At 42.4% G+C, this 23,387-nt stretch carries 11 protein-coding genes; 5 read left to right on the top strand and 6 right to left on the bottom strand.

From position 1 onward, the window contains the following. Nucleotides 1-114: 114 nt before the first annotated feature. Entirely contained in the window at nucleotides 115-1,956 is a 1,842-nt protein-coding gene (locus tag DPX34_RS17630) for a cyclic nucleotide-binding and patatin-like phospholipase domain-containing protein (RefSeq protein ID WP_111979760.1), read from the bottom strand. A gap of 412 nt (nucleotides 1,957-2,368) precedes the next feature. On the opposite strand from DPX34_RS17630, the gene DPX34_RS17625 reads away from it, so the two are divergent. Beyond that, the gene (locus DPX34_RS17625) at nucleotides 2,369-2,656 is read left to right on the top strand and encodes a hypothetical protein (protein WP_111979759.1); all 288 of its coding nucleotides are present in this window, start codon (nucleotides 2,369-2,371) and stop codon (nucleotides 2,654-2,656) included. Nucleotides 2,657-3,184: 528 nt separating this feature from the next. On the opposite strand, the gene DPX34_RS17620 is transcribed toward DPX34_RS17625, so the two are convergent. After that, entirely contained in the window at nucleotides 3,185-5,020 is a 1,836-nt protein-coding gene (locus DPX34_RS17620) for a heparin lyase I family protein (protein WP_111979758.1), read from the bottom strand. Nucleotides 5,021-5,629: 609 nt separating this feature from the next. On the opposite strand from DPX34_RS17620, the gene DPX34_RS21800 reads away from it, so the two are divergent. From DPX34_RS21800 to DPX34_RS22100, 4 genes are all read left to right on the top strand, one after another. Further along, nucleotides 5,630-9,100 (top strand): TonB-dependent receptor domain-containing protein, encoded by a 3,471-nt coding sequence (locus DPX34_RS21800; protein ID WP_157964778.1) that lies wholly within the window; start codon nucleotides 5,630-5,632, stop codon nucleotides 9,098-9,100. An 82-nt stretch (nucleotides 9,101-9,182) separates the two neighbouring features. Beyond that, nucleotides 9,183-10,952, top strand: a complete 1,770-nt coding sequence (locus DPX34_RS17610) for a VCBS domain-containing protein (RefSeq protein ID WP_111979757.1) — start codon at nucleotides 9,183-9,185, stop codon at nucleotides 10,950-10,952. A gap of 57 nt (nucleotides 10,953-11,009) precedes the next feature. Then, nucleotides 11,010-13,463, top strand: a complete 2,454-nt coding sequence (locus DPX34_RS17605; RefSeq protein ID WP_111979756.1) for a VCBS domain-containing protein — start codon at nucleotides 11,010-11,012, stop codon at nucleotides 13,461-13,463. 113 nt (nucleotides 13,464-13,576) lie between these two features. After that, on the top strand, nucleotides 13,577-16,489 hold the full coding sequence (locus DPX34_RS22100) for an Ig-like domain-containing protein (RefSeq protein ID WP_232824787.1): 2,913 nt from the start codon (nucleotides 13,577-13,579) through the stop codon (nucleotides 16,487-16,489). 766 nt (nucleotides 16,490-17,255) lie between these two features. Here the strand turns inward: DPX34_RS22100 and DPX34_RS17590 are convergent. The 4 genes from DPX34_RS17590 to DPX34_RS17575 form a co-directional block, all read right to left on the bottom strand. After that, nucleotides 17,256-18,896 (bottom strand): LamG-like jellyroll fold domain-containing protein, encoded by a 1,641-nt coding sequence (locus DPX34_RS17590; RefSeq protein ID WP_111979755.1) that lies wholly within the window; start codon nucleotides 18,894-18,896, stop codon nucleotides 17,256-17,258. Next, the gene (locus DPX34_RS17585; protein ID WP_111979754.1) at nucleotides 18,893-19,447 is read right to left on the bottom strand and encodes a sigma-70 family RNA polymerase sigma factor; all 555 of its coding nucleotides are present in this window, start codon (nucleotides 19,445-19,447) and stop codon (nucleotides 18,893-18,895) included. Before DPX34_RS17585 ends, DPX34_RS17590 begins: the two co-directional genes overlap by 4 nt. A gap of 449 nt (nucleotides 19,448-19,896) precedes the next feature. Next, complete coding sequence (locus DPX34_RS17580) at nucleotides 19,897-21,366, bottom strand: sulfatase (protein ID WP_111979753.1); 1,470 nt, start codon at nucleotides 21,364-21,366, stop codon at nucleotides 19,897-19,899. Nucleotides 21,367-21,474: 108 nt separating this feature from the next. After that, complete coding sequence (locus DPX34_RS17575) at nucleotides 21,475-23,037, bottom strand: sulfatase family protein (RefSeq protein ID WP_111979752.1); 1,563 nt, start codon at nucleotides 23,035-23,037, stop codon at nucleotides 21,475-21,477. Nucleotides 23,038-23,387 lie beyond the last annotated feature (350 nt).

The following is a 23,387-nucleotide window of genomic DNA, read 5'->3' as shown; positions in this document are numbered from 1 at the left end:
AATCGAGACGTCGCAGCGCAGTCTCAAATTGCCTTTTAAACTAAAACAACAAAGCGTGAAGTGACTTTGGGCTGCTTTCTTTAGTGCTCAAGAACGTATTTATCTTTGTTAACTTTACCTTTTTTCAGCTTTCGCTTTTGCCGCATCTTTTTCTAAAGATGCTTGCCACTGTGTAATTTGTTGTATTGCGTAATGATAGCCCACTTGGGCAATGCGTTCACCGCGTGCGTATGCCATTAATGAAAAGCGCGACACGGGTGGTTGCAAATAAAGGTTGGTTTTGGCAATCGAAGCCTCTCGATGAATTAACCCCCCTAAGTGACCAGACCGATTAAGAATATCAAAAATACTCGGAATTGGGTCTGCTTTACGATTAAATAAACGCTGCCATAACATTTTCCAAGGGTTCACTTTTTTTAATGATTTAGGTACACGGAGCTCATCTTTTACATCAACATCTACCGCGATCACGGTGCCAAACCCCAGTTTTTTACGCATGGCATCGACTGGCACATTATCAAGTAAAGCGGCATCTACTAAAAACTCGCCATTATGAATTACGGGGGGAGCAATGGCGGCGGGTGAATTGCTAGCGAGCACAGCTTCCCACATCGTACCCGAATCATGCACATGGATCGTCGCACAGGTTAAATTACAAGAAACGGTAAAAAATTGTATCCATTGGCATTCTATTAACGCGTTATCAAACATTTTAATGATGTCGCGACGAACTCTATTGCCGCTAAAAATCGAATGAATAGGAAACGTGGGTCGCTCGCCACCTTTGGCGAAATTTCGTGTGGTGTTAACTAAATCACTAATGGGCGTGCCGTTAACATATTGCCCGGCAATTAAGGCTCCCATGCTATTACCACAAATCATATCAATGGCAATATTTCGCTCGGCTAACGCTTGTAATACGCCGACATGGGCAAAGCCGCGTGCGCCGCCACCGCCTAACACTAAACCAACGGCATTATCCGTCATAAAGCGTGCAAGGCGTTCAATGTCTTGCTGATTATTAAACCGAACAGGGTATAACCGATGCAACTGCAATTTATTATGCCATGCCATATCAACTATCGGTTTTAGGGTGGATTCAGGGTGCAAAATGACTAACGATTTTTGCACCATCTCAAACCCTGGCGTATTAAACCATGCCTCTTGCAATGTAACGTGCTCAGGTTGGGTGTTAGGGCTGACCACAAAAAATACTTTATCGGCTTGCCTAACGGCTAAATTTGACCAAGTGGTGTTTGTTTGTGAGGGTTCATAAAGCAAACTATCGTATTCGTGCTCTAGTCTAGCAATATACTGATTGGTTGCTAAATTGCTGGTTCCGTCTTGATGAATTTGCTCACCTTCTTGCGGTCGAAAATGATAAACGCTTCCTTGTAATTTCAAGGCTTGGACTAACTGATCGCAAAACTGAGTTACATCTACCGAATCATCTAATGGCACGATGGCAAATGAAGTTGCACCGGCTGATGTTGGTTTTTTAGGTGAAATAACGCTGTATTCAAATATTTTTCTAGCAATGGCACGATTTAATTCAATAGGGTGCGTTTTAAGCAAATATTCAAACGCATCTCTGTTTAATTCAGCTACTGATGAGTCTCTTATGGCAAATACATCAGCTGATCTGGGTTGTTGTAACACCAAACCGACTTCGCCAACACTACTGCCGGGGCCTATTTCACCTAATCGTGTACTCGAACCATCTGCATTACGTTTAACGGCGAGTAAACGACCACTTATTAATACTTGCATTGAAGCCGATTCTTCGCCTTGAGTTAGCAGGCGCTCGCCGCCTTCTACTTCAACTATTTTGACTGTCTGAATAAGTGCAGAGAGTAACTCCTCACTTGCATCGCTAAAAAGGCCGCTTTGCTTTAACGTTTTTCGCACAGATTGGGTAAAATTCTCGGTCGAAAACTGTTCTAATTTAGATACCAAGCGTTAAATCATCCATTTAAAATTGTTATTAATATGCTGTTTAATTGATTCGCGCATCTGCATCATTTATTTAAACAGGTCATTATCATTATACTTATCAATATAGGCTCAAGTCACGCTTGTATTCTCTAAGATGCAGTATATACATAGACTGAGGTGGGTGTCGTTAAATGATTCTTAAATCTAAAGGGGGAATGCAGGTCGCGGCACCTTTGTTATCATGTTAATAAACGGTTCACCTTTTTAGTAAAAGGCAATCTGTTATTATAAAGGTGATGTGCGAACATTAACCTGCGGTGTTGTTAAATTTACCGTCCGGTGTATATTGTCATCAAGCACTAACAATAAGCGTATCGGTTGCTTAGGTGGGCTTTTAACTTAGAAATACCTTAGGAATAACGTAGGAATCACTTTGAATTTAATTTTAGTCTATTTAATTTGCCTTTATGGCTTTGCTTTTATTTATGATAGAACGCTAGATGATGTTATAAGATCTAACCCACAATTAACCACAAAACTCACAGAGTTTAAATATTTTAATTCACTTCAGTCGCGCCCTAAAGCGCTATATTCCGCTTTAAGTTTTCAGTTTTGGGGGATAACACCTAAGCTCAATTTGATCGGTTGTCTATTTTCGGTCATGTTACATGCGGGGCTTTTAACAGGCGCTTATTTGTTAGTTAACCATAACTTGGGTTAAGCGAGACAATAATTTTAAACTATTCAGCTGTTTTTCAATATTTTAACTCAAGCGTTAGCATTCATATCGTTTTCTACGGAGTGCCGCCAGAGTGAGTAGAGAAAAGAGTATACTTGTGGTTGAGCTCCCCCTAGCTACTGTCTTCTACCGGAGCTATTTCTTTTGGTACTTTAGATTCGGGCTTTGATTCTATCGGCTCTGCTGGTTACATTCATGATGTTATCCTGTATTCCTTATTTTTATTCTGTATTGTTAATCGGGCCAACTGCCTGCATTGATTATTTTTAGCTGCAAGGCCTCAATAGAACAGGCCTTGGTTGATAAAATTGATATATTTAAATCAATCAAGGTCGTGTATGCAGCCTTGATTGGCAGAGGGTGAGGGAATATGGAATTAGCCTTGAACATCATTTATGAGCACAACAAATTTTTTTGCAGCTTAAAGAAAAAATGTCGCTCACCCAAGGTGAACGACATTTTCTTATCAAAAAACGGTGGCTTTCTATAGAGAAAGACGGATCGCCCTAATTATTGTTCAAAATAGCCGGGCGCGACATCATAATAGCCAGCGTCAGCGGCTTCTACATGACGGAACTCGTCCATATACATGATCGCGTCTTTGGTGCGATAGGCGTTATTACCCGTTTGGTACCAGCCCCACGAAGGATAAAGGCCTTTGTCATCGTTATAACCAATTTGCAGGTTATTTTCGCCGAGCACTTGTATGCCGTCGATCCACAAGTTGATAAAACCTTTTTCTTCCAATGGGTTGGCCCTTACTTGTAGAACAAAATCTACCCATCTATCTTGGTAATCGCTAGCAAAATTGACCGGAATACTGAATTTTCCACGTCCTTGGCCAGCTGTGTTTTTATTAAATTTTCTTGCATCCCAGCCGTAGCCAACATTAAAGTTATTACTGTCAACGGTAAGTGCAATCGGCGGTTGACGGCCAGGCTCCTTATCCCCTGTTATTGAATCTGGCGCTCCATGTAGTTGGAAAAACAATGGATTTTGCTCAGCGGTTAATACCATTTCATTACTAGGGAAGTAGATACTAAATCCATACCAAGCCGTTGCGCTGTGACTACTCACATTTTTACCATGGAACATTGCCTTGCGGTCTTCATTATCTATTTTGTTAACATCACCGTTCCACTTGCCTGGATCACCATGCTTCCAATGGAGTTTTGCCGAGTAATTACCTAAACGGGTGATGGTGTTTTCTGCGGCAAACGAGTGTGGCCCTTGAAATTGCACAAAACGGAAGCTTTTGGTTAAGCTTTTGTCTAGTCCTGGGCTGTATAGGTGGTCGCGTATTGTTCCTGCGTTCCAACCGCCACCTTCAAATGATTCATTGGTTTTAGTGGCGTTACGCTGGATTGGATTATTACCCATAATGCTTGCGCCCACGGGGTAATCAATGCCGCCGGGAATACCCAAATCAACATCGACCACTGCATCAGTATTCACTGATAACACCGATTCCGCATAACCATCACTGTCAATATACTCTGCTTTCACGTAAATTGACTTACCGATATCAGTTTGTTTCAGGGCATAACTTGTTTGGTTATTATCTGCTTTTAAGTCATCGCCCGAATACCAATAATAAGTCACCGGAGCGGTTATGGTATTAGCATCCAAAAGGTTAGCTTGTAATGTCGCGCCAACTTCTAAGCTTAATGGTTTATCGTTAGCACCGCTAAGCGACAATACCCCTGGACTATTTTCTCTGGTTTCAATCGCGGCGGTTTGTGCATAAGTTAATCTCTCATTAAAGCCATTTTGATCGGTGTAGTTAACTTCTACCGATATTATTTTTCCTACCAGCTCCTTGCCAAGTATTAACGTAGAACTCGTTTGTCCGTTAATAACTTCGTCATCTGCAAGCCAAGTGAAGCTAACATGATTAGTATCGAAACCATTGCCATCAACCAATACGGCATTAAGGATTTGTGCTTGTTTGTTTATACCCTCGATAGTGATAATGCCTGTAGAGTTCACCGTGGCGATTTTAGCCGTTTGCGCTGAAGTTAATGCGTTATCAAAGCCCTTATCATCAACATAAACAACGTTAGCGCGGAGCGTATGACCAAAATCATCGGTTGTTATCGTATAGCTAAGATCAGTTGCGCCATCGATATTGACTGAATTTCGTTGCCACTGGTACTTAGCAGTGGATAAGTTTGAAATACCATCTGGATCTGATATTTGTACTTTGAGGTAGCTACCGTATTCGGCATTACCGGAAAGGGTTAATGCGCCTGGTGCGTTTTGAATTTCTGGTTTAGTTTCGCTACTGCCACCACAGGCACTAATCAATAGTGCCATAGCAGAGAGTGTAAATACTTTTTTATACATCTATTTATTTACCTTTGTTATTCACGCTTTGTTTTTCACGCTTAGTTATGAACTAAACGCTATCTCCTAAAACAACTGCAAGTGGCCTTAGGGTTAAGACTATTCTTGTTCAGCATTATCTGTCATTTGGTTGATGCAACACTTCAACTAGAAAAGGCCGAATAAAAGCAAATTGCTACCCATAAATTATTAAAAAATATCATAACAGCGCAAAAGTAGTCTGCTTTTTACGTGCGAAAAGTTAAATAAAGTTGTTGTTTAACAGTTATTTAAGTATTTATCTAAAGAAAAAAAACTAAATTATGGGTCAACTTTCAATAAATAGGCCTATTCAATATAGGGTGGTAGTAGTTTGTTTTTTTAGCCTTTAAAAATTAACCATAGGTCAGTTTATTTGTACTGCACCAACAAATAGTGCAAATAAAAGTACCTAACAACACCTGTGGTGGTAAGGCTAAATGGCCAATATTGGTGGTGTGTTTGTAACTTTATAAAAGAAAAACAGATAGCAAAACAACCATGCCCTAAGCGAAAACAGATAGTAAAACAGCGATGCCCTAAGAGAAAAATTAACAACAATTAATAAACGCAAAAGGCGGAATATTAACAATGATGAACAAAAAAAATACAAGCAACAGCTTGCATCGGGCTGCTTTAATCGGCGGTTCTGCAAGCATTCTGATGACTTTATTTACCCCCTCGGTCATAGCGGCCGAGGTAAATTCTGCGATTAATGCTAAACAGACTAAGGAAGAAGAATCGGTTGAAGTGATTGAAGTCACTGGCGTTCGATCTTCGTTAGAATCCGCGTTATTGGAAAAGCGTGAAGCCCTATCAATTGTTGATGCTATTTCAGCAAAAGATATGGATACTTTGCCTGCGCTTGATTTAGGTGAAGCGATGCAATCAATCCCAGGTATTCAGCTTAATACCGATGACGGTTCTCGTAACTCAGAAATTACGCTGCGTGGTTTACCGGGCGGTTATGCAAAAACAGTGGCTGAAGGCATGTCTTTCGCTACTCCTAGCCGTAGTGCCGGTGTAGTCGGTGCTTCAAACCCATTTGGTGCCTTTGAGCCTAGCGTATTTGATGGTGTTACCGTAGTCAAAGCGATGACTGCCGATCTGCCTGATGGTGGCTTGTCTGGTGTTATAAATAAAAAGCTACAACACGCACTAGGTACCAAAGACGGTAAATACAAACTCGGTATTAGCGGACGTTACGAAGAGCTGGTTGATGACTGGAATAAGCAAATCAATTTTTCAGCATCAAAGCACCTGATCAAAGACAAATTAGCGGTAGCCTTTAAAGTTGCCACTTCAGAGCAGGTATTCCGTCGTGATACCACCAACTTCTCCTCATACGTGGGCATGAACGGTGTTGAAAACAACGCCATTGACTATAAAACTTTCATAAGTCCAGAAGACTTAGAAGCCTATAAAGCTAAGCATGGCATTACTGAACCGTTATCTATTGTTAAAGCGGTGGGTAAAGCGAGTCAGGTTACAGAGTACTCCGGTGGTGACCGTGTCTCGGCCACTGGTAACATCGAATGGAAGCCTTTTGATTCATTGAAACTGGGTGCCAATTTCCTCTATACCAAGAAAGACCTGCATGATAGCAATATGGAAGATGTCCAGTTTTCCATCAGTTCTAACGATGATAAAGGTAAATTTGCTTCTCAGCGAGTAGAGTTGTTCGGAGAGCCTATTCGTTTGACTTCTGAGCCAAACCCTAATTATATCGAAGGTGTTCACAGTCCGGATATGGCGACAATTCCGGTGTATGCGGTAACCCATACAAAGCTTACCAATGTTGCTTGGACACCTTCAAACCGCCGGAACGCACAAACGCAAGAAGCGAAAGGTGTTTTCTTATATGCCAACTACATCACTGATGATTGGGTTATTGATGCGTCTGTGAGTAAATCAAGCTCAGAAAATAACTTCTGGATGGCGGGCATCGACTTACGGCACCAGAACCGCACCAATAAAACCTACACCGATTTAGATGACGGCAAAAAATACTACTATGCTCCCACAGGCATGAATGCGGAAATAAATACTGGCCGCGGAGACATGGCACAAGCATTAGGTACGCTAGAAAACTTTGATAATTATTTCTACTCTGACCATGACAGAGTCGGCGCCATTGACAGTAACGGTAATGAGCTCGACAGAATATTGGTGGGTGAGGCGCATGATTTAGGACGCGATAGCTGGAAACGCTTTGACAACGGCTGGTATAGCGTGCCTTTAAGTGGCTTTGGCCCGCAATTAGATCCAAAAGTTAACCCTGCTGATGATTTAGCCTATGAATCTTTAGGTGGCAAAGAAGCCTACTACGAGTACATGAAAAGCAAAGACGCCAACTTCCAAGAAGGTGGTAAATCGCTATCTTTTTATATCAATGGCGCAGTAGAACGTCCAAAACGTAACTTTGAATCTGCCCAAGCTGACTTTGAACGTTACACCGACATCGGCGGTGATGCTTTCTTGATCACCAGCGTTAAATCAGGTGTTTCACATTCTCGTGAGTTTCTTGACAATTATAGCTCACGCATCGGTGGTGGTGGCATTAATATGTCACGGATCTCCGGTGATGATTTCTACACCGGCTTAACGTCTGATAGTCAAAATGAATTCTTTAATGGCACTTTCCCTGGCTACTATGGCTCAGACGGCGGCTGGAACGTACTGAACTCTGCGCATTTAGCTGAAAAACTGCAAACCGGTTATGGTTATGATACTTGTGAAGGTCAAGATCCAGAGGTTTGTACCCCGAGCTACCTCTATGAAGAGCGCGAAGACGGCAGTCAAGGCCCAGTAACGTTGATCGATGATCCTGGCGCAATGATGGCGTTTGACAAAGACACGGGTCTACCGGTAACAGGTTTTACCATTGCCCGCCCAACCAACTGGGCAGATAAGATTGAAGGCGACTCAACCAAACCTACTTATGGTATGAATGCGAACTTCCGTAAGAATTTCAATGCTGACCAAGTCATTAATGCCGTGTATTTTATGGCTAAATTTGAAGGTGAATTGTTGAGTATTCCTTACACCGGTAACGCAGGTGTTCGTTATACTGAAACGACCAATGACGTGATTGGTCAAGGCTTTAATACCGATGGTAAACGCATTGATGTTATTACCGAGAATGATTACGCTCACACCTTACCGTCACTTAACCTTGCTTTTGATTTATCTGACGATGTGGTCATGCGTACCGCATACTCGCAAGGCTTGGTACGTCCAAACTTGTTGTCGCAGATCCCCAGCCCAATTAATACCAATACTGAAACAAGAGTAAACTTAGAAAACTCTAAAGCCGAAGTTTTGCCATATACTGCCGACAATTTCGATGTTGCTTTGGCATGGTATAACCGTGAGGGTTCAGCGATTTCCGCAGGTTTCTTCTATAAAAAGCTCCATGGCAAGATCCAAACAGAGGTTGTTTGTCCAGAAGGTCAACATAACTACCCAGTGGGTGAACTTGACAGAGTCATTGATAGTACTAAATCAGCAGGTTGGTACTGTGAGGAAGTGACACCAGCGCCAGATATGGAAAATACTCGTAAAGTAACCATTAAAGAAACCTTTAACAGTGACATTCCTGTCGAAGTTATGGGTTATGAGCTTTCTATTCAGCAAAAACTCGACTTTTTACCCTACCCGTTTAACGGCTTCGGCGGTAAGTTGAACTTTAGTAAAATTGATGTAGACGAAGGCGGTGGTGCAAAAATGACCAAAATTGCCCCGTACACAGCTAACTTCATTGGTTACTACCAAAATGACGGTTTAAGCGTTCGCTTAACCTATAACTGGCAAGATCAAAAACTACTTAGCACAGGTGGAACTAAGACCTTCTTAGGAAGTGATGCCCGTACTCAAACAGCGGGCGGCCGTCTCGATCTTTCTATTGGCTATAAAGTGACCAAAAAACTTAGGGTCAACGTGAAGGCCTTCAACCTAAACAATCGCAAGGAATATGAATTTATCGGTGGTAACACAGACGCCATTAACCGTATTCGTTTCCAAGGGCGTATTCTCTCTTTAGGCGCTAGCTATAACTTTTAATTGATTTATTTGATATTGCGTAACTCGGCTTTTATGCCGTATTAGGCAGTATGCGAAGAACAGTATTTACAGGAGCAATCCAATGCAAAAACAAATTTTGGCTTTGTCTATCATAGCAGCACTGTCTGCTTGTGAAATAGACAACAGCGCCGAGAAAGAATTACCGGCAAAGTTTAATAACGAATTTACCACCACCGTCGGTTTTAACGGTACCTCAGGCGAAGGCATGGACGTGCCTTTAATCCTGAGTCATGGTAATGCCACCGGCACTTTTGGGGTAACCGACGCAAACTGGGGGGAAGCCGATCTCCAGTTCGAACAAATTGGTGTTGAAGATACCGATATAACACAGGCGGAAGTGCCAGAAGGTGAAACAAGAGACCGCTATGCCGATACGGCTCGGGTACTGAAAACCATGTACGGCACTTTTAAGATCAAGAAAACGGCTGATGGCTACAGTGAATGGTCTTATGTTATGGACAAGCCTGCGGTGCTTATGGTTGAAGCTGACGAAAATGCAGGCGCTAGCGAAAGCTCAGGGTGTCCTACCTTCGTTGCTGATGAAGATAACACCGAAGACAACAAAGCCCTTGCCGCGCTGCTAGTTAACTGTAAGGCAGCTGATTTGGTCGACTCGATTGAATTAACTTCTATTGATGGGTCACAAACAGCACTTAACTTCGTTATTTCTGGTGTTGATCAACAACCGGCCGAGGTAAAAGGCGATTTGGTGGCCAACGTCAACTTAAGATTCAAAGAGAAGTTCGGCCTGGCACGGGTATACGATCCTAACTATGAAGAGTCTTATTTACTTAATAAAGTACTCCCTGTCGACGAGAATCAAGAGCAGACGCCTAAGTACGGCACCATTGACGTGCAACCTAACGGGCAGTGGACTTACACTATCCGCCCAGAAAAAATAGAAGAACTACGTTGGCAACTGCCTACGGAACTGGCAGAGCCAGTGCAAGAGTCTTTCTACTTAGTGACCAATGATGGCACCAAGCAACTACTTGAAGTATTTATTACCCTTGGGCCAAGAAACTTTGTGCCTAGCGTGCCGGTAGCAAGTGAAGAGAGTGACGATAAAGGGATTTTTGAAGTTCAGTTCATTAAAAGTGGCACAGGGGTCGAAAAAAAGGATCTTCTCGATGGTAAGTTGCAATTCAAAGCAAAAATTACTGACGATTTAGCCAAAAAAGCCACTATCTCGTTGTACTGCAGCAGGTGGCATGGCAGTTATAACCGCAGGCTGACATCATTTATTATTCAGCCTGAAGGTGACTTTGAAATGTGGTCGGCGGGTTTAAAGCCTGGTGGCGCTTACGGTAATGTCAACGATTTCCTTCGAAGTGGCCCTAACAATAGTGGCAACGTCGTTACCCAGCATGTCAAGTTTGATCGCGGCTTCCAAGATTTAGATTGGCATGAAGTAACCCTGACGTTTAAGCGTAAAGAAGGGGCTGCCTTACCTAAGATGACCCTATTACTTGATGGTGAGCCACTAGGGACCACAGAAGATCATCCGCTGATCCCTCGCGATACCAGTACGCCATTTTATGCGCAAACCCTTACCACCAGCGACTCAATTGCTGGCTGCACAGGTAGATTAAATTTCACCGTCGATAAGGTAACCGGTGATGAAGCTGAACCGGTTGAAGCGACTGGTAGCTTATTAGTGGATGATATTCGATTGTTCACTGACCCTGATGCTGATGTCAAGTTTGATACGCCTGTTTTTGAAGACGACTTCGACAGCAACAAAGAAGATGATCTGGTTAGTGATGCGGATTCTTTTGGCCGTTACCAAAATGTAACAACGGACAAGGTTGTCATCAAACTAGATCTTTAAGCGGTCACCGTTAATAAAACGTAACCAAATATAAGAAACAGAATTAAAGGTAATCGAATGAAACAAACATTATTAAGCTTATCTATCATTGCTGCACTATCAGCTTGTGGTAGTAGTGATGATGAAGCTCAAAACATAGCCCCTGTAGCACCCACGTTTTCCGCGTTGGTAAAAGTTGACCCAAACTGTGAGCCTGTTGAAATACCGGCCTCTGAAGAAGGTGGCACTCCTACCGTTCAACAGTGCCAACTGGGCTGGGCCCCGGTAGCAGAAGGTGCGCCGTTCATGGGGGTGACAACCAAGCAAGACACTAACCCGTCAGGTATGTACCGAGTTCAAGATGCCAACCCAGGCGAATCGCTATTTTACAGCCTAGACACCAGCCAAACCCCCCTTAATGAAATGACGGCTCCGGTGGTTAACAGTAAATACGGCCAGTTCTTTTTCAGTACTGGCGGTGAGTGGAACTACTACTTGTGGACAGGTAAATCTGACTCTGATGAGCCAGAGCATGATGATGTCACTAACCTCGTTAGTGCTGAATCAGCGCCGTTGACGGATGAGTTTATTATTACTACCGTTGATGGTACCCAAAAAACTTTTGTGGTCACGATTAAAGGTATCGACGAAGATTCCAAGTTTAGCGGTACAATTAATTCATTCTTGTCCATTGATGGACCAGAAATTAAAAGCAAAACCACGAGTTTAGAAGATGCTAATCCAGCAGAATCTGATTACGACACCTTGATCATGGCAGATGGCACTGTTGTTGATTTAGCCGCATTAGCGGGTACTGATACCGAAGGTAGCGTAGAGACAGAATATGGTACGTTAACTTTTAAAGTTACCCATTACGTCAGCGCGATAAAAATGGATCCTAACGTTGAAGATTCTAAGCACAAAAACGCGGTAAAAGCCAAATTTACGTGGGGTTATAAGCTAGATACCGAACGTGAAAATGTGAAAAAATTCTATGCTGACTCGACTACTGAAGGTTCACTTTATTATACCGGTGAACCTGCAGAAATCCCTGCTATTGAAGAAACCTTTACCCTGACTTCAAAGGGTAAAACAGGCAATAGCCAAGAAGTGGTGATTACTATTGCAGGAGCACTAGCAGAGCCAGCGGTTGTTACTGGTTTGCCGGGTGTAACAGAAGGAGAAGGTGAAGGCGCTTTTACCAACGCAGAGAAGAAAGTGACAATTAACGATGGTTTGGTGAGTGGCTCCCTCAATGTGAGTGATGTTAACTTAAATCAAGGTGCTTTCCAGCCGTTAGACAATGCCTCTGAAGGGCTCATGTATGGTTCTATCACGCTTGATGCCGAAGGTGCTTGGGTCTACAGTGTGGACTTCACCAAGGATGAAGTTAAAGCCCTGAAATATAATACTGATGAAGCAATGCCAGCTGCGCTTGTTGAAACGGTAATGGTAACAACCGTTGACGGAACAACTGCTCAATTCGATATCACTATCGAGCCAAGTGAGCAGGTTGCCCCTGCTATTACGGGCTTACCGGTAGTTGAAATTGTCGAAGGTCAAGCGCAATCAACAGCGCTAGTTAACAAAAATGTTAGAGAGGCAACCGGTACTTTACTCATTACCGATGGCAATGCATGGGAAGCAGGCTTTATGCCGATAGATGCTGCAGCTGTGACTCACGGTGTCTTTACTATTGCTGCTGATGGTAACTGGTCTTACAGCCTAAACGAGGGGATTGAAGTCTCAGATCCTGAAACGATTTATATCGATGTTGAATCTGTCGACGGTACCGCCATTCAGCTACCTGTAACCATTGCGCCTTTAGCTAAAGGTAATTTGGCGGTGTCTGTAGACAATGGTGTAGAAGCCGCTAAGTTATTAATGACCCTTCCTGAGACACCTATTGTTAAAGGCAAGATATCGTTCAAAGTTAATATCCCTGAGAACTCAGCACGGGATGCTAAAGTGCTCATACACGGTAATAAAGTCAAGACGACAGAACAGAACAGAACCTTGTTAGCCTTAGCGTTTAGAGCTGATGGCAATATTGCAATGTATAACGGTACCACTGGTACTGGTAAGTTTAATCTAGACCAGAAACACGTTAAAGGTGAGTGGACCAGTGTTGAATTTACTTGGGATAGTACATTAGCAAGTAATACTGCTCCTAAAGTACGTCCTACGGTTTCTTTATCGATTAATGGTATGCCAGCTACCGGTGGAACAATACCTGATCCTGAGGTTACAACTTTCTTTGATGCTTACATAAATGCTGCAGCTATTGGTTTAGTGGTTGACGGACCATACTATTTTGAGCTGATAACAGGCGGAAAATCTGGTACTAGCGGTAAAATTTACCTTGATGACTTAGTGGTTAGTGATGACACTGGCGCTGAGAAATTCAGACTTGATCTTGTTAGTGATGATGATAATAGCTACGAAGAAGGTGACCTAACTGGTGACTTCCTCAGTGGCTTAGAGAAAGGCGTTAGCATCAAGGGGATTGCCCATCCTGATGACGACAAATAGGCCTGACCCGTTTAGCTTGATATAAAGCAAAGGTAGCGCTATTTAGACAGCGCGAATTACCAACAGCCCTCGCCATTTTTGGTGAGGGCTGTTTTACAATAAGTGGTATTTCTATGAAAAACATATTGCAACATTCTACTCGTATCATACAACTCGGGTTACTCTGCGCTAGCTGTGTATGGGCCGCCCCAACCGTGGCAAAAGTCACTTTAGAATCCTCAACTAAAATTACGGACATTGCCTTGCACTTTAATGGCCGTGATGTCGATAGTTCGGCATTCAAAGATCTAAATCTATCAACAGCAGACCAACAAAAAGCCGATACCAGTTATAACTATAAATTTGGTGGCAGTATCTCAGCCCATGGTGATGCGGTTAAAGTTTATAAAAACTATGTATTTATGACTTGGTATAAAGGCGGAAAAATGAACCGTCAAGTCATGTTATCGCGTTTAAACACTGAAACAGGCGTGGTGAAAACCATTGAGTTTCCTCATCAGCATACCGGCTATCAAGGCCGTTGGTGGATTGGTGAATCTCACAATACTATTGGTTTAGCAGTCAGTCCTAAAAACGGTTCAATCCATATGGTGTACGACCTACATGCATACGGTGATAAAAGTGTACCGGGCAGTAAATATGGTAATTTAGACAAATATCCACACGAACCTTTTTTAAATGACTTTTTCAGATATAGCTACAGTATTGCAGGAGCAGCTGAAGTCGCAGATGCCGACTTCACTCTAGAAAAGCAATTTGTAAAAGATACCAGTGCCGTCAGTGAAGGCCCGAATGATTACAAGCATCTAGTGATGACCGGTAATTTAGACGACAAATTAAACTTTGCCGAATACACCTATCCGAAGTTTTTTGAAACCGCCGAGGGTGATTTATTACTCTATATGCGTTGGGGCGGCAATAATAACGGGGCTTATTATTACAACTGGTATGATGCAGACGCGCAGAAGTGGAGCCGTTTTGAGGCATTTAGTCGTAAAAACCAAAAAAGCCATGGTCTAGACCATAACTGGGGGTTGTACGGTAACATGAAGTACTTTGACGGTAAGCTCGGTGTGGCCTTCCAAAAACGTAGTAGTAATAACAATGACAAATTTGTCTACCAAAACGGTATTTATTATGCCTACTTAGACGATCCGGCAAGTAACCTTTGGCGTGACCATACCGGCAAACAAATGACCTGGCCATTAGTGGATGCCGATGAAATCAAAGTTTTTGAACCCGGTGATTTAGTAGCCGCAACCGCTACCGACGGTGGGGGCAGCGGCAGACCGCCAGGCTCAGTTTACATTGTTGGTGGTTTTGACTGGGCTTTGACCGACAAAGGCGACTTACACTTTACCCATTCAGTTAAAGATCTTGAGATTAATAAAACCGTACATGGCCACCTTTATAAACCTGCCGGCGCAACTGAGTTTATTCATGAAATTAGAGAAGATTCCGGCTCACGCCTTTATGCCGCAGGAGATAATATTTACCTTGTTGGCCTCGAAACCATAGATGGTAAAAAAAGGCCGACCGTGAGTGTTGCAAGGGGTGGCACCAATGATTTCCAGAAAATTTATTCTGACACCACCACGCCACTTAATTTTGCGCACGGTAGAGCTTACGTCAAAAAGGGCAAAGTCTATTATTATTTAATGGAGCAAAGCTCTGGCACTGAAAGACCATTACACTTACAGGTGATAGATTTAGGTATTAGTGCCACATCTGTAAGCTTTGCTCATAATGAACTGACGGTAATCGAAAACTACCCAAGCTTAGAAATTAACGCAACCCCTTCTATTACTGAAGAAGGGCGTTCAATCTCCAAAGTTGATTTATATATAGACGATACCTTGGTATCTAGCCTGACAGAGACCCCTTATACTTGGTCAGACAACAATACACAATTACAAAATTTAGCACTGGGTCGTTATTCAATTAAAGCGGTTGTCACGAACGACTTACAAGAAACGTCTGAATCTTACATGGTTCTCAATGTGGTGAAACCGACCCCGACCATCTCATTTGCAGAGTCTGAGCTGGTATTACAGCAAGGATACACCAATGTTTCTATAGCTGCTGATGTAGCCACACCTGATGTATTAAGAACCATCAGTAAAGTTGAACTGTTTTTAGACGGCAACAGTGTTTCTGAGCTAACTAGCGCGCCATTTACTTGGACTCAGTCAAGCGGTCTGCTTTCAAATTTAGCCACCGGTAATTACACCGCCAAAGCCGTTGTTACCGACAGCAAAGGCGATATCGCAGAAAGTACCATGACTATTAAAGTGGTTGACTCCATACCTGTTGTCACAATGCCTGAACAAACGATGACTGTGGTAGAGGGTTATCAAAATCTAAAACTAGAAGTGCTGGCTGTGTCTAATTATGAGTCGGTCTCTATCAAACAAGTCGAGTTATTTATTAATAACCAATTGATCCGTAAAGAAGGGCTTGCGCCTTATGAATGGGGACACAACGATAACTTGAAAGCAGAACTTTTAGGTTTGCCAGTCGGTAGCCATACTATCAAAGCCGTCGCTATCAACAGTGAAGGTGATACCGGTGAAGCGATCATGCAACTCATTGTCAACGCAGCACCCAATACACCTGATACGCCGGATACACCTGATACGCCAGATACGCCAGATACGCCAGATACGCCAGATACGCCAGATACCCCAGATACACCCGATACGCCAGATACACCAGATACGCCAGATACGCCAGATACACCCGATACACCCGATACACCCGATACACCCGATACGCCAGATACGCCAGATACGCCAGATACGCCAGATACGCCAGATACGCCAGATACGCCAGATACGCCAGATACACCCGATACGCCAGATACGCCAGATACACCCGATACACCCGATACGCCCGATACACCAAAAGATAATGGTGATGATTCAGGCCGTGACGAGTCATCAGGTGGTAGCATGCCAACCTCATTATTAATATTAACTTTGTTATTGCTTGTGATTCGTATGAAGAAACAAGCTAATCTAAATTAAACTCGCCCTTGGGAGCTCATTGGCAAGTTAATAACTGCGTCAAATTAATGAAATATAGAATTACTATGTTTAATACCAATCCGTAATAATAAGTGATAGATCACTTATTTATATGAATTGGTATAAATAATTTGGCTTGTTCTAAGCTCGCTAATGTAGCTCTGAGTAGGGAGTAAATTTAATGAAATTGGTACAATAGCCTTCAATGAGGTGAAAAAATAATTATAAATAGCTATATCTTGGCGATGAAACGGTTATTTCTGATCCTAGGGCGTGTTTATCTTTTGTGTATGCTTTTGCAGCCGTATCTGCACGATTTATACAAAGCAGAGTGATTGCGGTGTCGTTATTCTACATAAAAGAGCGATAACGTAGTAGAAATAGTGCAAATGAGCTGCCCTTTGGGTCCAATCCAAAACGTTTGCTCTTTGTTATTGGCTTTTGACGTAGAACCACTATGCCATCAAGCCAATGCCGCGATCAAAACGCTTTGGAATTGAACGAAATATATACGACAAAGGTAAACACGCGCTAGCAGGACAGAACTATACCCACCTCACATGAAAATAGATATCGCTCAATCCTGCTATACTTTCTCGTCTTGCTATGCTTATTTGATTTGCTTTTCTACTACTAAAATTAATGTATAGCTTTTTTATATTCTAGAACTGCCATATCTAAACTTCTCAATTAAACCTTATCTCCCCGGTGTCAGGATCGTTTGAAACCCCGGATGAAATCAGATCTTCGACAAAGCGTGTCGTTATTATTGGCCGATAGGCTTAGTGCTAACGATGAGTCCTGATAATGCGTCAATGATCACTACCTCATTATCAGGTAAGGGAATACGGATATTAAAAGGCAGAGCTTGCTTAACAAAATCAATATTAAAGTAATTTTTTCCCGCCATGGCAGCTTGATAGTGCTGACGGACAGTATGAGCAGGTATGGCAAAGTCATAAAACGCCACTTCGTCAATAATGCCTCCATACGCCTCTGCATCACCCGCTCTATTTGGGTTGTTGCCAATATTGGCCATGCCAGAACCGCCACTGATCATTTTGGTGCCGGCTGGGTATTGGTAAGACGCCAGCATTTCACCATCAACAAAAATGGCTTTCAATCCCGTTTTAACATCATAACTACCGACAATATGATGGGCATTGCCATCTTTTAACTGCCTAAGACTTGGGCGTCCTTCTTTTCCGTCTAATGGTAATAATAGTGTATGGTAACCCTGACCAATTAAATACATGCCAAAGGCTATGGCATTACCTTTAAGTCCTTTTGGCACTGTTTTATGGTTGGTCCCAATTTTTTTAAAGCTTAACAACATCCGGTGTAGTTTATCCGTTTGGTCTTTTCTGAAGATCTGGTCTTGCTCGGCAAAATAAGGCTCATCACCTATTTGCCCGGTAAAATGAGGCACAACCAATGCTTCTATTGTTACGCCATCAATAACCGAAAAAGACCCTGTTGCAGGAGCCGTCCCCCCGCCACTGCCAACATTAATACGGGCATGGGCACCATTGTCAAAAGCAAACGCATACTGGCCAACTAAGCCGTTCACTTTAGTTACGCCAGAGCCCAAAACACCAAAGGCATTTCCCGCATAATCAACGACCCGATCGCTGGTACTTTCAAATGGCCAATAATGATTTGGTCGCCAGCGTTTTGGGTGTAAAAGCGCTTTAGCCGAAGCTGTTACTTGTGGTTGCGCTGGGGTTAAATCGATAGCAAGCTTGCCACCGCCTGTATGAATAGAGAAATTCTCAGTATTCACAATAAGGTTTTTGCCTGAGGCATTCTCGATAGAGAGTCGACCGCGCATAAGTTCTATTTCGGCGCTATTATAAAGTTTAACTAAACTATGCTTGGCTAACGTTAACTGCTCACCAGAAAGTAAAGTAAGCGTCGCAGGCTTTATCGCCCAATATACGCCAGGATAAACTAAGTTTGCTTCAATTTTCCCTGAGCCCTCTATTCGTAATGCATCTTCACTAATAAGTTCTGCAACTTGACCTTGTTTGCCGAAATTAACGAAAAACCACGCTAATGTCACCATGACTAAGGTTGTTAGGATAATAGTCAAGATAAGCCACTTTTTGGGGATACCTTGAGCTGGCAATGGCGTATGCGTTATCGAATTAGATGAAGCTGCTTGTTGATGACTCGGGCGGAAAATGACCTCATCAACCATTAACCGTCGGCGCACAACCTCCATTGACGGGCCAACTTCTGCCTGAAGCTGTATATGTGTTTCAATATAATCATAATAAAATTGCTGTGCTTCTGGGTTACCCGCCAGCATTTTATCAAGGTTATCGATCTGCTCAGAAGTCACTTCTTTTGCACAAATAGCATCGGCGATGGTTCGAATTTGCTCAAATTTTTCACTGCGGTTCATACTTGCCCCTCCCGTTGTTTACGGTCAATACAGTCAACAAGCGTTTTTCTCAGTTTTTGCACCGCTTTTCTGATCCAGGATACCGAGCGCCCGGTCGTTTTAGCTAATTCATTCGCAGTGGTATTCTTAACATAAAAATCGGTATATACCTGTTGTAAGGTCGGTGTCAGCATCGCTAGACAGGCTTGTAAAGCTTGCCAGCGTTTTTCGCTGTTATTACTTTCTGAAATTTGGCCAGCAAGTTCGCTAATGACTTCATCACTTAAACACAAGTGATGTTTTTTCTCTTTACGTCGGTAAGAACGCACCCGATTAAAAACGATGCCATTGGCCCACTTTGAAAAGTTACTACCCGGTTCAAATTTTTCAAAGTCACGCCATAACAATACGCTTGTTTCTTGAAAAATTTCGTCAGCAATATCCGGATCCATGACAAAAGCATAGATGTAGGCGTAAATTCGCCTCCTATCTGCTTCAAATAGTGAAATAAAACTATCGGACAACGCAGTGAGCGATTCTGTGTTTTTGTTAACAAGGTTGTTATTAGTCATACAAAATGAAACTTAAACCAAGAGAAAAGCGAACACCTTAAAAATACTGAGTGCAGTTGAAGTCATTGCTTAGTTTTCTATGCGGTTAACTCTACTGATATAAAAGCATAAGTCAACATCAATAGAGCTAACCAAATAGTGTCTACTTTTATTTGCTGTCAACAGAACAAAATTTAACGCTAAAAGATAAACTGAGCCCAATCAACTTATGGTGGCTAATATGATCACCGCTATGTAATAAACGCCGATAAAAAAACACCCTGTATTGCTACAGAGCGTTTTTTCATTAGTGCAGTTAGCGCCTTGAACTAAACAATTTATCCTGCGCCTAAATAAGTTTAATATCTTATTTAAACGAAAGCCTGAATAGTGATATTCAGTTTTTTTTATTGGTTGAGACTTTTGCGCGGAAGATGATTTTGCTTTTAGGCTTAAGCAATAACTACAGGTTAATGACGCTCCTTTTTAGCTAGTATTTTATCAATCAACTGTTGGTTCACGTCCGCATCATATTCAGGGTTAAGCTGGGTAGGAATATCGGCGCCAGTTTGTTGCTGCCATGCTTTGAGTTTTGCTTTTAGTTCTGCGACCTTGTCTAGATGCTCACTGGCAAGGTTATGTTGCTCGGCAAGGTCATTGGCGAGGTTATATAATTCAAACTCATTGTTCTCAAAGTATTGGATCAGCTTCCAGTCGCCACTTCTAATAGCACTGCCCGGTCGGGTTCTAAATAATGGATCTTGCCCTTGGTCAGTTAGCGCATGATGTGCCTGTAAATATACTGGGAAATGCCAGAACAAATCGCGCTGCGCTATTTTTTGTTGTCCTAATAAGTGTGCTGTTAAATCAACACCATCTAGCACTTGGTTTGGCTGTTGTGATTTCGTTAAATGAACTAACGTTGGGTAGAAGTCAGCATTAATCACAGGGGTATGATCAAGGCCTGGTTTAACTTTTTCTGGCCAACGAACAATTAATGGCACGCGTAAACCGCCATCATAATAAGAGCCTTTTCCGCCACGAAGTGGGGTTGGGAATGACGACATACGGTAACCACCGTTGTCAGAGGTAAAAATAACCACGGTATTATCGGCTAAACCTTCTGCCGCTAACATATCAATAATTCGACCAACATTGTCATCCATATGCTCAACCATCGCGGCATAGGTGGCTTCTCGCTTACTTTTAATGCCTTTTTTATGGTACTTATTCACTTTATCAACCACCGCTTGATAAGGGGTGTGCACCGTGTAGTAAGGCACATAAGCAAAAAACGGTTGATCTTTGCTTGCTTTGACCCAGTCGATCACCTCTGTGGTTAAACGCTCGGTTAAATATTCTCCTTTAGGGCCATCTTCAATGTTTGGTAGTTCGTAAGGGCTAAAGTAATGAAAGGTCATGCCTTGGTGGCTGCCGGCAACATTAACATCAAATCCTTGCTGATCAGGATCTGCGCCTAAATGCCATTTACCAAAAGTGCCTGTGGTATAACCTGCCGTTTTTAGTGACTCGGCAATGGTAACAACACCAGTGCTAATACCACGTGTATTTTTTATCGGAATGAGCTTACGTGTTTTGGCATTACCGCGCGCTGAAGGCGATACGGTATAAACACCATGGCGTGGCCCATATTGGCCCGACATTAATACCGCTCGGCTTGGCGCACAGTTAGCCGCTCCTGCGTAGGCTTGATCAAAAACCAAACCTTGCTGTGCTAGGGCATCAATATTTGGCGTTTCAAAATAGTCTGTTGTTTGGTTGTATCCGACATCAGACCAACCTAAATCGTCGATAACAATCATCATGATATTGGGTTGGGCAATATCTGCTGCCATAGCTGTGTTGGACGGAGTTTGCTTACTGCCACAAGCTGCCGTCAAAGCTATGGTGAAGGTTACTAATAAAGTTCTTAATTTCATTAAGGTTACTCGCTTATTTTGGGTGATATCTTTTAAATTTTAGACGTTTAGAATTATTGGGTAATTGGCGAGGCATTAAGTGTTATTGCCTGGCCAATTAAAAAGTCGTTAGAAGTTTTTCGACCCCTTGTTCATGTAATCGGTACGTTTGACACCGTCAGTACCGCGTTTTTTAACGGTATCGCTACGTTGATCTTCGTATTGATCAAGATAGTCATTAGTTTTCTGTCTTAAAGTATTAAGTATGGTTTGATAAGACGGAGAAGCCACAAGGTTAGTCGACTCTTGCGGGTCGTTCTTTAAGTCATAAAGTTGCTCAAAATCATTTTTATAAAAGCGAACGTATTTCCACTCCTCGGTACGCACACCAACGGTAGGTGGAATATCAGCACGTTTTGAGTGATACATGTGCTCAAAGAAAAACTCATTGCGCCATAGCAAAGTGCCACCAGCAACAATCTTGGTTAACGACTTTCCTTGATAGCGCTCAGGGATCTCAACACCGGCCATATCGAGTATGGTTGGCGCTATATCAATATTTAACGCCACTTCATCACGCACTTGTGCTGGAGGCTGACGCGGATCAAAAATAATTAATGGCACTTGTAGGTCTTCATCCCAACCAAACCATTTACCCGCTAGTTGGCGCTCATTCATCGAATAACCGTTATCGCCGGTATAAATAATAATGGTATTTTCAGCCATACCTGCTTCAACGAGTTTGTCGTAAATCATACCGACAGCACGGTCAACGGCTGTAATCGCGCGGTAATGACGTTTAGCCATTTTTTGATAGATTTTTTCACTACCAAAACGGTAATGCCAACGATCACGCGCGATCGATTTTTTGATAAAGTCAGGCAAGGCGGCAAAATCTTGTTCAGATGAAAACTTAGCCGGCGGGATAGTGACATCTTGATAGAGGCTTTCTAGCTCTGCCGGATAATGGTATTGGTCTTTTTTATCTCTATCATGGGCATGAGGGTTACGGAAACTAATGGACATAGTCCACGGTTTATCGGTGTTTTTATTTTGATCAATAAAGTCTTTAGCAAGCTCCGCCATATAATAGGTTTGCGGTAGGGTTTTACCGTTATGAACACCGGTTTTTGAAATAGGCAGGCGCTTTATATAATCAAAATGCTCAGACAGATCCCCAGAAAGCGCCATACCATATTTACCAATAAATGCAGACTTATAGCCATGCGCTTTCAATAGCTTAGGGTAAGTAATTGCGCTATCTTCTGGAGAAACCTCTGGACGTAAAAACGTATAGTCATGGGTACGCTCGGTAAGTCCAGTAACAATACTTGCCCGGCTGGCAGCACAAATCGGCGTAGTCACAAACGCTTTACTAAAAAACGTACCTTTATTGGCTAATTCATCAAGGTTAGGGGTTTTAATAATGGGGTGTAATTTGCCAACTAAGTCCCAGCGGTGATCATCTGCTAATAGAAATAATATATTAGGTTTTTTTTCAAATGTAGCCTGCTGAGCGTTTACGCTAGTATTTAGCTTAGTCTCAGATTTTTCACTATCATTTAAGCCACCCGTTCCCAGCAAAGTGCAAGCTGATGTTAACGCGAGCGTTGATATGACCATGGCTCTTCTAAAGCTAACAGCTGCGCCAGTCAAGGGGGCATGGGCGGTTATTTTTAATAAATTTTTCATCAAGAATTCCAGTTAATTGTAGCGTGATCGCGAGTTATCGTTCATCACGTTTTTAGTCACGACTATGCTGAAAAAAATTTGTCTTACAACGGTAGAGTCAAATAGGAAAAAATTACTACCCATAAGATCGGGAAAAATTAAAAAGATTAACCAGAAAGCATTATTGATGACGATATTGAACCTAGTGAAACTGTGTTCTGTGAGCACCTAGCGTTGCCATGGAGATATATTTCGAGGAATTGAACAAGTTAATATTTCAACTTGTTGCTAAAGGACTGTTATACCCACATTAAGTTACGGAACGTTATGTGATTATGTAACTTAATGTGGGGAAATAATGTCGAAAAGTA

The organism is Algibacillus agarilyticus (assembly GCF_003286125.1).
Classification (GTDB): Bacteria; Pseudomonadota; Gammaproteobacteria; order Enterobacterales; family Alteromonadaceae; genus Algibacillus; species Algibacillus agarilyticus.
Note: the sequence above shows the minus strand (reverse complement) of the source record. Positions and strands in the feature narration are given on the sequence as shown.